The 13421-nt window shown below is 61.8% G+C and carries 14 protein-coding genes; 8 read left to right on the plus strand and 6 right to left on the minus strand.

Annotation, left to right across the window (positions count from 1 at the left end; genetic code table 11):
* Nucleotides 1-5 precede the first annotated feature (5 nt).
* Nucleotides 6-893, plus strand: coding sequence for a 3-hydroxyisobutyrate dehydrogenase (gene mmsB, locus ACXX83_RS00065; RefSeq protein ID WP_126049136.1), 888 nt, complete (start codon nt 6-8; stop codon nt 891-893).
* A 165-nt stretch (nt 894-1058) separates the two neighbouring features.
* On the opposite strand, the gene ACXX83_RS00070 is transcribed toward mmsB, so the two are convergent.
* The 4 genes from ACXX83_RS00070 to ACXX83_RS00085 form a co-directional block, all read right to left on the minus strand.
* Nucleotides 1059-1403, minus strand: a complete 345-nt coding sequence (locus ACXX83_RS00070) for a cupin domain-containing protein (RefSeq protein ID WP_007900627.1) — start codon at nt 1401-1403, stop codon at nt 1059-1061.
* Nucleotides 1404-1509: 106 nt separating this feature from the next.
* Nucleotides 1510-1881 (minus strand): MerR family transcriptional regulator, encoded by a 372-nt coding sequence (locus ACXX83_RS00075; protein WP_015093356.1) that lies wholly within the window; start codon nt 1879-1881, stop codon nt 1510-1512.
* A 49-nt stretch (nt 1882-1930) separates the two neighbouring features.
* Entirely contained in the window at nt 1931-2509 is a 579-nt protein-coding gene (locus ACXX83_RS00080) for an NAD(P)H-dependent oxidoreductase (RefSeq protein ID WP_015093357.1), read from the minus strand.
* Between the two features lie 42 nt (nt 2510-2551).
* Nucleotides 2552-3436 (minus strand): LysR family transcriptional regulator, encoded by an 885-nt coding sequence (locus ACXX83_RS00085; RefSeq protein WP_458547290.1) that lies wholly within the window; start codon nt 3434-3436, stop codon nt 2552-2554.
* 203 nt (nt 3437-3639) lie between these two features.
* Between ACXX83_RS00085 and ACXX83_RS00090 the strand changes: the two genes are divergently transcribed.
* Nucleotides 3640-4404, plus strand: coding sequence for a sulfite exporter TauE/SafE family protein (locus tag ACXX83_RS00090; protein WP_015093359.1), 765 nt, complete (start codon nt 3640-3642; stop codon nt 4402-4404).
* Here ACXX83_RS00090 and ACXX83_RS00095 read toward each other — a convergent pair.
* Nucleotides 4394-4708 carry a putative quinol monooxygenase gene (locus ACXX83_RS00095; RefSeq protein ID WP_015093360.1) on the minus strand — a complete coding sequence of 105 codons (315 nt, stop codon included), beginning with the start codon at nt 4706-4708 and terminating at the stop codon, nt 4394-4396. The two genes, ACXX83_RS00090 and ACXX83_RS00095, sit on opposite strands and share 11 nt — an antisense overlap.
* A 163-nt stretch (nt 4709-4871) precedes the next feature.
* On the opposite strand from ACXX83_RS00095, the gene mdaB reads away from it, so the two are divergent.
* The 5 genes from mdaB (at nt 4872) to ACXX83_RS00120 (ending at nt 10542) form a co-directional block, all read left to right on the plus strand.
* The gene (gene mdaB / locus ACXX83_RS00100) at nt 4872-5462 is read left to right on the plus strand and encodes an NADPH:quinone oxidoreductase MdaB (RefSeq protein WP_458547291.1); all 591 of its coding nucleotides are present in this window, start codon (nt 4872-4874) and stop codon (nt 5460-5462) included.
* Between the two features lie 248 nt (nt 5463-5710).
* Entirely contained in the window at nt 5711-6622 is a 912-nt protein-coding gene (locus ACXX83_RS00105; RefSeq protein ID WP_458547292.1) for a LysR family transcriptional regulator, read from the plus strand.
* 336 nt (nt 6623-6958) lie between these two features.
* On the plus strand, nt 6959-8404 hold the full coding sequence (locus ACXX83_RS00110) for a SulP family inorganic anion transporter (protein ID WP_458547293.1): 1446 nt from the start codon (nt 6959-6961) through the stop codon (nt 8402-8404).
* A 77-nt stretch (nt 8405-8481) separates the two neighbouring features.
* Nucleotides 8482-9939 carry an N-acyl-D-amino-acid deacylase family protein gene (locus ACXX83_RS00115; RefSeq protein WP_458547294.1) on the plus strand — a complete coding sequence of 486 codons (1458 nt, stop codon included), beginning with the start codon at nt 8482-8484 and terminating at the stop codon, nt 9937-9939.
* A gap of 234 nt (nt 9940-10173) precedes the next feature.
* Nucleotides 10174-10542: a glyoxalase superfamily protein gene (locus ACXX83_RS00120; protein WP_458547295.1), complete on the plus strand. Its 369-nt coding sequence runs from the start codon at nt 10174-10176 to the stop codon at nt 10540-10542.
* Between the two features lie 41 nt (nt 10543-10583).
* Here the strand turns inward: ACXX83_RS00120 and gliR are convergent, their stop codons facing one another.
* The gene (gliR, locus tag ACXX83_RS00125) at nt 10584-11612 is read right to left on the minus strand and encodes an AraC family transcriptional regulator GliR (RefSeq protein ID WP_126049152.1); all 1029 of its coding nucleotides are present in this window, start codon (nt 11610-11612) and stop codon (nt 10584-10586) included.
* A 210-nt stretch (nt 11613-11822) separates the two neighbouring features.
* Between gliR and ACXX83_RS00130 the strand changes: the two genes are divergently transcribed.
* On the plus strand, nt 11823-13418 hold the full coding sequence (locus ACXX83_RS00130; RefSeq protein WP_458547296.1) for an FAD-binding oxidoreductase: 1596 nt from the start codon (nt 11823-11825) through the stop codon (nt 13416-13418).
* The last annotated feature ends 3 nt before the right edge of the window (nt 13419-13421 follow it).

The following is a 13421-nucleotide window of genomic DNA, read 5'->3' on the forward strand; positions in this document are numbered from 1 at the left end:
CGGACATGAAAATCGCTTTTATCGGTCTGGGCAACATGGGCGCGCCGATGGCGCGCAACCTGATCAAGGCCGGCCATGCGCTGCGCCTGGTAGACCTGAACAAGGCTGTGCTGGCGGAGCTGGAACAGCTGGGCGGCAGTATCAGTGCCTCGGCCCGTGAAGCGGCGGAGGGCGCCGAACTGGTCATCACCATGCTGCCTGCCGCGGTGCATGTGCGCAGTGTGTGGCTGGGTGAAAATGGTGTGCTCGCCGGTATCGGCAAAGGCGTACCGGCCGTCGATTGCAGCACCATCGACCCGCAGACCGCGCGGGACGTGGCCGCCGCCGCTGCCAAACAGGGCGTGACCATGGCCGATGCGCCGGTCTCTGGCGGTACCGGTGGTGCAGCCGCCGGGACCCTGACCTTCATGGTCGGCGCCACGCCTGAACTGTTCGCTACCCTGCAACCGGTACTGGCGCAAATGGGCCGTAACATCGTCCATTGTGGTGAGGTCGGCACCGGTCAAATCGCTAAAATCTGCAACAACCTGCTGCTGGGGATTTCCATGGTCGGCGTCAGCGAAGCCATGGCGCTGGGTGATGCGCTGGGCATCGACACCAAGGTGCTCGCGGGCATCATCAACAGCTCCACCGGGCGTTGCTGGAGTTCGGAGATGTACAACCCGTGGCCGGGCATCGTCGAAACAGCACCGGCGTCGCGCGGCTACACCGGCGGCTTCGGGGCCGAACTGATGCTCAAGGATCTGGGGCTGGCCACTGAAGCGGCGCGTCAGGCGCACCAGCCGGTGGTGCTTGGCGCGGTGGCACAGCAGCTGTATCAGGCGATGAGTTTGCGTGGGGAAGGTGGCAACGACTTCTCGGCGATCATCAATAGCTATCGCAAACCGCAATAGCAAAAACTGTGGGAGCGAGCTTGCTCGCGATGAGGTCGTTACAGTCGACATTGATGGTGACTGACCCACCGCTATCGCGAGCAAGCTCGCTCCCACAGGGTACGGCGCTTACCTAAAGACTTTTGACCGGGAGATCACGTCGGGTGATCCCCCGGTTTTTTTGTATCAGGCAAACACGAAATATTTGCGCACGGTCTCCACCACTTCCCAGGTGCCTTTCATCCCGGGCTCGATGACAAAGATGTCACCAGCGCGCAGGTGGATCGGCGCCATGCCTTCGGGGGTGATGATGCAGTAGCCTTCCTGGAAATGGCAGTACTCCCACTTCACATATTCCACGTACCACTTGCCGGGCGTGCAGATCCAGGTGCCCATGATCTTGCTGCCGTCTTCACTGGTGTAGGCGTTGAGGTTGACGGTGTGCGGGTCGCCTTCGAGTTTTTCCCATTTGCAGGCGTCGAGTACGGGCAGCGGGTGGGTGTCGCGAAGAACGGTAATCGGTGCGGTCATGATGACTCCGGGCAGTGGGCTCAGGAACTGAAGTCGCACCCTATAGCGCCTGTCCGTGTGTCAGTTGTCTGTGCTCGACACTGAGCTGTCCAGAAACGCACAGCCCTCAAAGACGGGTCAACGGGCAGTCGAGCCTGGATTGTTCGAGGCTGCTTTCGAACTCGACCAATTGCGCGTGCTGTTGCGACAGTGCCGCTATCCGTTCGGCGATTTCCTGTTTTTTGCTGGCGATGACCTGATGGGCCCGTTCCCATGGCAACTGCGGGCCCTGATGTCCGGCAAAGGCTGACTGCAATTCCTTGAGCCTGAAACCCAGCTGCTGCGCACATTTGATGAACATCAGCAGATCGACGCTGTGCTGGTCGTAGATGCGGTACTTGCCCTGACGTCGAGCGGCAGGCAGCAGGCCAATCGACTCGTAGTGACGGATGCTTTTGACAGTGGTTCCGGAACGTTGCGCAGCTTGGCCGATGTACATGGGAAGGTCCTTTTCTCCGAGGATAAAGCTCGGCGCATTATCGACCGACTCAAGCGCTGGCGATAGCTTCGGCCTGGCGTAACCAGGCCGCATGCCGGTCTGCGCTGGCGCCGAGAATTGGCCCGAAGGTGAGGGTTCGGGTTGGCTTGATGCCACAGAATTCCAGCGTGGTTTTGCGGACCTGATGCAAACCGGGCATGCGGTAGATCCAGCGGTAGTACCAGGGCGGTGTGTCCATCGTCACCAACAGGTGGGCGGTTCGGCCGCGCAGAAGTTTGTCGGGGAAGGCTTTGCCCTGGCGATACTTGAAGGCAAAACCCGGCAAGAACACCCGGTCGAAAAAGCCCTTGAGCAAGGCCGGTACGCCACCCCACCAGATTGGATAAACCAGCGTCAGCTGTTCGGCCCACAGGATGTCGGCCTGGGCGTTATGCAAGTCGGCCTCCAGCGGCTGAACCTGCTGATAACCTTCGCGCAGCACCGGGTCAAAATCCAGGGTGCCGAGAAACAACTGACGCACCTCATGCCCGGCGCGCACGGCCGACAGTGTGTAACGCTCGGCAAGGGCGGCGCAGAAGCTGTTGCTGGACGGATGCCCGAGGATCACCAGTATTCGTTTACCCATCATCGCTGTCCTTGAAAATCAAACCTCAAGGATAAAGTCTGCCCCTCAGGGGAGAGTCAAGGCATGCAGCAGGGCCTTGGCATAGCCGGGCAATGCGGCGAAGTCCCGTGCACAGAGCAGCAGTTTGCGTTGGCCCCAGACTTCCTGCAGGGCGAGGCTCTTGAAGGACAGGCCACCGGACCCGCGCTCGACCGCAGCCAGCGGCACAATCGCCAGGCCCGCGCCACGGGCGACCATGCGCATCACGCCATCGAAGCCATCGGCGCGGATGCGAATCTGCATGCGCAGGCCGGCGTGCAGTGCCTGTTCTTCGAGATACACCGCCAGCGCGCTGTTGGCATTCAGGCCGACGTAGTCGTGATGCAGCGTATCGGTGAAGCTCACCGAGGTTGCCTGTGCCAGGGGATGTTCGCGGGGCATGATCAGCACCAGCGGATCATCGCGGAACGCTCGGGTCTGCAGGTCATCGGTGTCCACCGCATCGGAAACGATGCCCAGCTCCGCCGCGCCCTGGCGCAAGGCGTGGGTGATGCGGGCGCTGGGCAGTTCCTGCAGGTCAATGTCGAGGTTGGGGTGGTTGTGCAGGAAGTCCGCGAGCAACTCCGGCAGGTACTCGGTGATCGCCGTGGTATTGCACAGCAGCCGCACCTGGCCTTTGACGCCCTTGGCGTATTCGGCCAGTTCCTGTTGCAGGCGTTCGGCCTGTTGCAGCAGAACCCGGGCGTGCCGGGCCAGAGCATCGCCGGCCGGCGTCGGGCTGACCCCGCGACGGTTGCGCTGAAGAAACTCGACGCCCAGTGATGCCTCCATGGCGCGAATTCGCGCGCTGGCCGCCGCGAGTGACAGATGACTGCGTGCGGCGCCGGCAGTGATGTTGCCGGAGTCGAGGATGTTCAGGTACAGGCGCAGGTCGGTCAGGTCGAAGTGCATTGTCATCCCCGGTTTATTTGCTGTCTGGACTGGCCCCTTCGCGGGCAAGCCCGCTCCCACAGTGGATAGCGTCACCTGTGGGAGCGGGCTTGCCCGCGAAGGGGCCAGTCGCTTCAGCGAAATTCTCAGCCTCTGTCATAGCAAGAGGCAGCCTTAGTATATGGCAGATTTTCAATCAACCCCCGCGGGCCCACCATAGCCCCATGAACACACTCTCGGCGTTTTACCAGAACCTCGGATTGGCCCTGTCACTGCTGGTGATCGGCACCTTTGTGCTGGCTGGCATGATCAAGGGCGTGATCGGCCTCGGCCTGCCAACGGTTGCCATGGGACTGCTCGGTCTGGCTATGGCGCCGTCGCAGGCAGCCGCGCTATTGATCATTCCGGCAACGCTCACCAACGTCTGGCAACTGGCATTCGGCGGGCATTTGTCCGGATTGATCAAACGACTGTGGCCGATGTTGCTGGCGATCTTCATCGGCACAGGGCTGGGCACGTTGTGGATCGGCATGAGCGGTGGCCATTGGGTGGTGCGAGGGTTGGGCGCTGCGTTGTTGCTGTATGCGCTGAGTGGATTGTGCCTGCCGACCTTGCGGGTGGGGCGGCGCAGCGAACGCGGGCTCGGTCCACTGTGTGGCCTGCTGACCGGCGTTATCACGTCGGCCACCGGCGTGTTCGTGATTCCGGCGGTGCCCTATCTGCAAGCACTGGGTTTGAGCCGGGACGAACTGGTGCAGGCGCTGGGCCTGTCGTTCACCGTCTCGACCCTGGCCCTGGCCGGTGGCTTGCTATGGCGTGGCGCGCTCGGCGGGGGCGAGTTGAGCGCCTCGCTGCTGGCGCTGATCCCGGCCATGCTCGGCATGTGGCTGGGACAATCGCTGCGCCAGCGGATCAGCGCCTTGTGGTTCAAGCGCGTGTTTTTCGTTGGCCTGGGTGTGCTTGGCGGCCATTTGCTGATCAGCGGCTAGCGGACGACGGGCTGATCATGTCGATGGCGCGGATGTCGAAGTCCCGTTCCAGATATTCATCGCGCTGCTCGAGGAACTGCTTCATGTGCGGCAGGTTCGAGTGCACGTCCAGATGGGCCTGGGACTGCCAGATCTCGTAGAAAATGAACAGGGTCGGGTCCTGTTTGTCGCGCAGCATGTGGTATTCGATGCAGCCGGGTTCGGCGCGGCTTGCTTGCACGTAGCCGCTGAAAAACGCTTCGAAGGCGTCGGATTTTTCCGGACGGGTCTTGGCGTGCAGGATGAAGCCCTGGATTTCACTCATCTACATCTCTCCTCAGGTCAGAATGGGCGCCAGTCTAAGGCAATAATCGACTACTGATTCGTGCTTGTAGGTCAAATGACTTTTGCCAAATCGCCGCTTATTCCGCGCGAGGCCGATCGGTACTCTGCCGCCATCGAATTCCCGACCCTTACCGAGACCTTCCATGAAAAAAGTCCTGTTGCTCAACGGCGGCAAACAATTTGCGCACTCCGACGGCCGCTACAACACCACCCTGCATGAAGCCGCGTTGAGCGTGCTGGATCGCGGTGGTATGGATATCAAAACCACCTTCATCGACGAGGGCTACGACGTCGCCGAAGAAGTGGCCAAGTTTCTCTGGGCCGACGTGATCATTTACCAGATGCCCGGCTGGTGGATGGGCGCGCCGTGGACCGTGAAGAAGTACATCGATGAAGTCTTCACCGAAGGCCATGGCAGCCTCTACGCCAGCGACGGCCGCACCCGTTCCGACGCCTCGCAGAAATACGGCAGCGGCGGCCTGATCCACGGCAAGCAATACATGTTGTCGCTGACCTGGAACGCCCCGCAGCAAGCCTTCGACGACCCGAGCGATTTCTTCGAAGCCAAAGGTGTGGACGCGGTTTACTTCCCGTTCCACAAGGCCAACGAGTTCCTGGGCATGACCGGTTTGCCAACGTTCCTCTGCGTAGATGTGATGAAGCGCCCGAACATCGAAGGCGACGTGGCGCGTTATGAGCAGCATTTGATTGAGGTGTTTGGCCTGAAGGCGTGACTGTTTCGGGCTACTATCGATTATTTGAGTCCGGCACCGTTCCTGTGGCGAGGGGGCCTTTGTGGCGAGGGGGCTTGCCCCCGTTCGGCGGCGAAGCCGTCGTAAAGTCGCTTGACGCGTGACTTCCTGAACCACCGCGTTAGTGGGTTGTGGGTCCGCTTCGCGGACCAACGGGGGCAAGCCCCCTCGCCACAATGGTTCCTCACAATTCAAAAGAAGCGGCGCAGGACTATCGATAAGGGACACACGTGAAAGCCAGATCCGATGAATTGCAGATATTCGTCTGCGTGATTGAATGCGGGTCGATTTCCGCGGCGGCCGAGCAGGTCGGGCAAACGCCTTCGGCGGTCAGCCGCACGCTGTCGCGGCTGGAGTCCAAGCTCGACACCACCTTGATCAATCGCACCACGCGACGCATGGACCTGACCGAGGAGGGCAAGTATTTCTTCGAGCATGCCAAGCGCATTCTCGATCAGATGGACGAGCTCGAAGAGCGCCTGTCCTCACGCCAGCAAACACCGTCCGGGCGCCTGCGGATCAACGCGGCATCACCTTTCATGCTGCACGCCATCGTGCCCTACATCGATGAATTCCGCAGGCTTTACCCCGACATCCAGCTCGAACTCAACAGCAACGACTTGATCATCGACCTGCTGGAACAGAGCACCGACATCGCCATTCGCATTGGCACCCTGACCGACTCGACACTGCATGCCCGCTCCCTGGGCTGCAGCCCGCTGCACATCGTCGCCAGCCCGGCCTACCTGGATAAGCACGGCACACCGCAAGCCGTGGCTGACCTGGCCAACCATACGCTGCTGGGGTTCACCCAGAACGAAGGCCTCAACCAATGGCCCCTGCGTTACGTGCATGGCGATCGCTGGCCGATCCAGGCGTCGATCAGCGCCTCAAGCGGCGAGACCATCCGCCATCTGGCACTGGACGGCCAGGGCATCGCCAGCCTGTCGCACTTCATGACCATCGAGGACATTCGTGCCGGACGCTTGAAAGTGTTGCTGGCCGAATTCAACAGCGGCTACCGCCAGCCGATCAATGCGGTGTACTACCGCAACTCGCAGCTGGCCTTGCGGATTCAATGCTTCCTGGACTTTATCCAGGGCAAGTTGGCGGATTATGCGAGCGCGGATTTCAAAGGCTGATTCGTGACTCCTGCGCAGAGGCGATCATCGTGGCGCGGCGCAAGCCTTGCTCGATGTCTTGCGCGGGAACTGTTGGGTTGGGTGCCGAAGCGCATGTCTGTGATGGAGTGGATTCGCGACGAGATGGTGTGAGTTCGCTATTAGACCGCGTCATCGTTCTTCGCGAGCAAGCCCGCTCCCACATTCGATTACATTCCTTCTGACGAAGCGCGATCAATTGTGGGAGCGGGCTTGCTCGCGAAGACATTTTCGATGACACAGATGATGGCCGGTCGGCCCTCGATTCCGTAACATCCGCACACTCTTTTTTCGTCTCTCCCTGTATGCGGTCCCCCCATGAAAGCAAAACGTCTACGCGCCGATGTCCTGGCCGGGCTTACCACCTCCTTCGCCCTGTTGCCCGAGTGCATCGCTTTCGCCCTGGTGGCCCACCTCAATCCGCTGATGGGGCTCTATGGCGCGTTCATCATCTGCACCCTGACCGCGCTCTTCGGCGGGCGACCGGGCATGGTGTCCGGCGCGGCCGGGTCGATGGCCGTGGTGATCGTCGCGCTGGTGGTGCAACACGGCGTGCAGTATTTGCTGGCCACGGTGTTGCTGGGCGGGCTGATCATGATGGCGTTCGGGCTGCTCAAGCTCGGCAAACTGGTGCGCATGGTGCCGCACCCGGTGATGCTCGGCTTCGTCAACGGCCTGGCGATCATCATTGCCCTGGCGCAACTGGAGCACTTCAAGGACGGTGAGGCCTGGCTGAGCGGCATGCCGCTGTACATGATGCTTGGCCTGGTCGCGGTGACCATGGCCGTTGTCTACGTACTGCCGCGCCTGACCCGCACCGTACCGCCGGCGCTGGTGGCGATTCTCGGCGTGGGCCTGGCGGTGTATCTGCTTGGCTTGCCAACCCGCACCCTGGGCGACATGGCACACATTGCCGGTGGCCTGCCGACGCTGGCGCTGCCGGACATTGCGTGGAATCTGGACACCCTGCGCATCATCGCGCCCTACGCGATCCTGATGGCACTGGTTGGGTTGCTGGAAACCCTGTTGACCCTCAACCTCACCGACGAAATCACCGAGAGCCGTGGCTACCCGGATCGCGAGTGCGTGGCGCTGGGAGCGGCGAATGTGGTGTCCGGTGCATTCGGCGGCATGGGCGGTTGCGCCATGATCGGCCAGACCGTAATCAACCTCAGTTCCGGCGGCCGCGGTCGCTTGTCCGGGGTGGTGGCCGGGGTGTCGATCCTGCTGTTCATCCTGTTTCTGTCGCCGCTGATCGAGCGTATTCCATTGGCCGCGCTGGTCGGGGTGATGTTCGTGGTGTCGCAACAGACCTTTGCCTGGGCCTCGTTGCGGGTGCTGAACAAGGTGCCGCTCAACGACGTGCTGGTGATCATCGCGGTGACAGTGATTACCGTGTTCACCGACCTGGCCACCGCAGTGCTCTGCGGCATCATCATTGCGGCGCTGAACTTTGCCTGGCAGCAGGCCCGCCAGTTGTATGCCGACAGTCATCTGGAGAACGACGGCAGCAAGCTGTATCGGGTGCATGGCACGCTGTTCTTCGCCTCGACCACACCCTTTCTCAATCAGTTCGATCCGGCCAATGACCCGGCGCAAGTGACCCTGGATTGCCAGCACCTGAGCTTTGTCGACTACTCGGCCATCGCCGCGCTGGGCACCTTGCGCGAGCGCTACGCCAAGGCTGGAAAACACTTGCGAGTGCTGCACTTGTCCGAGCGCTGCAAAAAGCTGCTCAAGCGCGCCCGGATGCAGCACGACTGAACTCAGCCATTCGATCTTTCCCACGCTGAGCGGGGAAAGATCGGTCGGTGATGATCACTTGTCGCAGGGAGACTGACATGCAGTACGACACGCTGATTCGCAACGCCCTGATCATCGACGGCAGCAACAGCCCCGGTTATCCCGCCGACGTGGCCATTCTCAGCGGGCGCATTGAGCGTATCGGCGACTTGCGCGATGCCCGTGCCAACGAAGAAGTCGACGCACAGGGCCATGTGCTGGCACCGGGTTTCATCGACGTGCACACCCATGACGACACCGTGGTCATTCGTCAGCCGCAGATGCTGCCCAAGCTCAGCCAGGGCGTGACCACTGTGATCGTCGGCAACTGTGGGATCAGTGCTTCACCGGTGAGTTTGCGCGGTGATCCGCCGGATCCGATGAACCTGCTCGGCATGGCCGCTGCGTTCGTTTATCCGACCTTCCGCGACTATCGGGCGGCGGTCGAAGCGGCGAACACTACGCTGAACGTCGCCGCTTTGGTGGGTCATACCGCGTTGCGCAGCAACCACCTCGACGATCTGTTGCGCACCGCCACAACTGAAGAAATCGCCGCGATGCGCAAGCAACTGCGCGAGAGCCTTGAGGCTGGTGCGCTGGGCCTGTCCACCGGCCTTGCCTATGCCAGTGCCTTCTCGGCATCGACCGATGAAGTGATGCAACTGACCGAAGAGCTGAGCGCATTCGGCGCGGTCTACACCACCCATTTGCGCAGTGAGTTCGAGCCGGTGCTGGAGGCCATGGACGAGGCGTTCCGGATCGGTCGCCATGCGCAAAGCCCGGTGATCATTTCCCACCTCAAATGTGCCGGTGCCGGCAACTGGGGGCGCAGTCCGCAGTTGCTGGCGTCCCTCGAACAGGCGGCGAAGACCCACCCGGTGGGCTGCGACTGTTATCCCTACGCCGCGAGTTCATCGACCCTGGACCTCAAGCAGGTGACCGATGCCCACCGCATCACCATCACCTGGTCGACGCCGCATCCGGAGATGGGCGGCCGCGACCTGATGGACATCGCCGCCGAATGGAACCTGTCGTTGCTCGATGCCGCCCGCCAACTCCAGCCGGCCGGTGCGGTGTACTACGGCATGGATGAGGCGGATGTGCGCCGGATCCTCGCGCATCCGCTGTCGATGGTCGGCTCCGACGGCTTGCCGGAAGACCCGTTTCCGCACCCACGGTTGTGGGGCGCATTCCCCAGGGTGCTCGGACATTTCAGCCGTGACGTAGGGCTGTTCCCGCTGCACACCGCCGTGCACAAAATGACCGGGCTGTCGGCGGCACGCTTCGGTTTGAAGGCACGCGGTGAAATACGCGAAGGCCATTGGGCGGACCTGGTGTTGTTCGATCCGGCGACCATTCGGGATGTGGCTGATTTCAACGATCCGCAGCGGGCGGCGGTGGGCATTGAAGGGGTGTGGGTCAACGGTGTGTTGAGTTACCGCGATGGCCAGGCCAACGGACGCAGGGAGGGGCGGTTTTTGGCGCGGCAAGGGGATTTGCGCACGGGTTTTCAGTGAGTTTCGCGGATTGCGTCACGGTGATGGCACTTTGAGATTAAAGATTGGCATTTCCGCGCCGAAGGACTGACATCAAACCCGACTACCATTGCGGGTCGGTACGTCTATGTAGGAGCGAGCTTGCTCGCGATGGACAAAAGAGCGCCGCGTTTATCCAGTAGAGACGCGTCATCGTTAACGACCATCGCGAGCAAGCTCGCTCCCACAGGTTTTTCAATGTCTGGGAGCAACCCGATGAACTTCGGTAAAACCACTCCGGTCCTGCGTATTTTCGACGAAGCCAAGGCAGTGGAGTTCTACGTCGATTTCCTCGGTTTCAAGATCGACTGGCAACATCGACTTGAAGCGGATTTCCCGCTGTACCTGCAAATCTCCCGTGGCGATTGTGTGCTGCATTTGTCCGAACACCATGGCGACAGCACGCCGGGTTCTGCGCTGCGGATCGAGACGGATGAGCTGGAGCAGTTTCAACAGCAACTGTTGGCCAGGGAATACAGATTTTCCCATCCACAGATTCAGGCCATGCCCTGGGGCAGCCAGGACATGACCATCGCCGACCCGTTCGGCAATCGGTTGGTGTTCACCAACGCGATCAATCTCTGAACCTTCAACCCCTGAGCCTTCAGCCCCTCAGACTTAAGCCATCAGCCTTCGTTCGGTACCCGGTGGGTTTGGCGAAACTCGCCGGGCGGCATCCCGCGCCGGCTTTTGAACGTGCGGTGAAACGAGCGGGGTTCGGTGAAACCCAGGTATTGGGCGATGTCCTGAATCGGCAAGGTGCTGTTGAGCAGGTAATGCTCGGCCAGTTCCTGGCGCAGGTCATCGAGGATCTGCTGGTACGACGTACCGGCCTGATGCAGCTGGCGTTGCAGTGTGCGCACGGACACGGCGAGATGCTCGGCCACCTGCTCCTTGCGTGGCAGGCCCTCCTTGAGCAGCTGGCGCAGGATGCTTTTGACCCGCTGTTCCAGCGACGCGTCCTCCAGTGTGGCCATCAGCCCCTGGGCATGTTCTTCCAGGGTGCGCAGCAATTGCGCATCGGCCTGGCGCAAGGGCAACTGCAAATACGGCAACGGCACAATCAGCGCCGAATAAGGCTGGTCGAACAGTACCGGGCAGTCGAAGAACTGCTCGTACTCTGCCAGCGTCGTGTCGGCCGGGCAGGCATGTTCCAGCCAGACGGCGGCCGGCGACATTTGCGTGTCGGCGATCCAGCGCGCGTATTGCAGCCAGGAGCCGAGCACGTTTTCCACCAGGTGCCGGCGAATTCGCGGGCGTTGATGGCGGCAGGTCCAGATCAGGTGCACCTCGCTGCCTTGCACCTCGGCGCGGCTGACACCCATGTCTCCTACCAGTTTCTCGAACGGCATGATGCGGCTCATCGCATCGCCCAGTGTCGCGCAGTTCATGGTGATGTAACCCAGCACGCTCCAGGAGTTGGGCAACACAAAACGCGCAGCGTTGAGACCGAACAACGGATCGCCCGAGTGCTCGCAGAAATAATCGAGTAGCCGTTCATGGGCTTCGCCGGGCAACCGCAGGCTGTTGTCGCTCAACTGCTGCGCCTGCAACCCGGCAGCCGCCAACGCAGGCTCGATGGCCATGCCCAGTTGTTCGGCATGACGCAGGTATTTGAGCAGCGGCGGAACGGAAGTGAAGCCCAGGGATTGCATGATCGTATTCCTTTGATCAAGGCCCGCGTGCGCGGATGAATGCGCTGAAAGGTAATTTGAAAGCACGACTAAAGTAAATGGCTGACGCCTGCGCGACGTTTGACTCAATTGGCTACTCGAACTGGCCCGATGCGACCGTGACACTTTCCGGCGGCTGACTAGTATGGGGGCCTGAAATATCACTGATCAGAACCGCAAAAGGACACACGCATGCGACGCTGGAACGGCTGGGGAGATGCAACCACGGTGGTCGAACTGCCGGCCCAGGGCGCGAGTTTTCTCGCCCGGCGGGTAGGTGACGGTCGAGCGCTGCCCGACGCGACGCTTGAGACGGCATTGGCCCGCGTACCCCCGTCGCGGTTGCAGCAACACTTCCTGTACAGCGTGGATGCCCATGATCGATTGCTGCATGCTCGCGGCCAAAGCCTGCCGGACTGGCTGGCGTTGCGTGAGGGCGCGCTGGGCAATTATCCCGACGCCGTGGCCTATCCCACGAGTGCCGAGCAGATTCGCCGCTTACTGCAGCTCGCCCATGAACAGGACCTGTGCCTGATTCCCTATGGCGGCGGCACCTCGGTGGCCGGTCACATCAACCCGCCGAGTTCCGCGCGACCAGTGGTGACGGTTTCCCTGGCCCGCATGAGTCGCCTGCTGGACCTCGACGAAGAGAGCCTGCTGGCCACCTTCGGCCCCGGCACCAGTGGACCGCAGGTGGAAAGTCAGTTGCGCGCCCGTGGTTACACCCTGGGGCATTTCCCGCAGTCGTGGGAGCTGTCGACCCTGGGCGGTTGGGTCGCCAGCCGCTCCAGTGGCCAGCAGTCATTGCGCTATGGGCGGATCGAGCAACTGTTCGCTGGCGGAACCCTGGAAACCTTTGCCGGACCTTTGGACATTCCCTCCTTTCCGGCCTCGGCGGCCGGACCCGATCTGCGCGAGGTGGTGTTGGGTTGTGAGGGCCGCTTCGGGATCATTTCCGAGGTGAAGGTACGGGTCAGCGCACTGCCCGCCGATGAACGTTTCTACGGTGTGTTCCTGCCCGATTGGCCCAAGGCGCTGCAAGCCATCCGCCAGTTGGCCCAGGCGCGCGTGCCGCTGTCGATGCTGCGCCTGTCCAACGCGGTGGAAACCGAAACCCAGCTGGCACTGGCCGGTCACCCGCAGCAGATCGCCTGGCTGGAAAAGTACCTGGCCCTGCGCGGTGCTGGCGAAGGCAAATGCCTGCTGACGTTCGGCGTGACCGGCAACCGTCGGCAAAATGCGCTGTCCCTGCGTCAGGCCCGGCAGCACCTCAAGGCGTTCGGCGGGGTGTTTACCGGCACCTTGCTCGGCAAGAAGTGGGCGCAGAACCGCTTCCGCTTTCCCTACCTGCGCGAGAACCTGTGGAACGCCGGTTACGTGGTCGACACCCTGGAAACGGCCACCGACTGGAGCAACGTCGATAACTTGCTCACGCTGATCGAAACCAGCCTGCGTGACGCCTTGGCGGCGCAGGGCGAACGGGTCCACGTGTTCACCCACCTGTCCCACGTCTACGGCGAAGGCTCGAGCATCTACACCACCTACGTGTTTCGCCCGGCGGCGGATTACCCCGCCACCCTGGCGCGCTGGCAGGCACTCAAGCAGGCGGCCAGCCAGACCATCGTCGACAACCACGGCACCATCAGTCACCAGCATGGCGTGGGCAAGGACCATGCGCCGTATCTGCTGCGCGAGAAGGGCGCGCTGGCGATGGACACCCTGCAGGCATTGAGTCGGCACTTCGATCCGGCCGGGCGACTGAACCCTGGCACGCTGTTGCAGGAGTGACGG

It is taken from the genome of Pseudomonas sp. GNP012, from assembly GCF_054343835.1.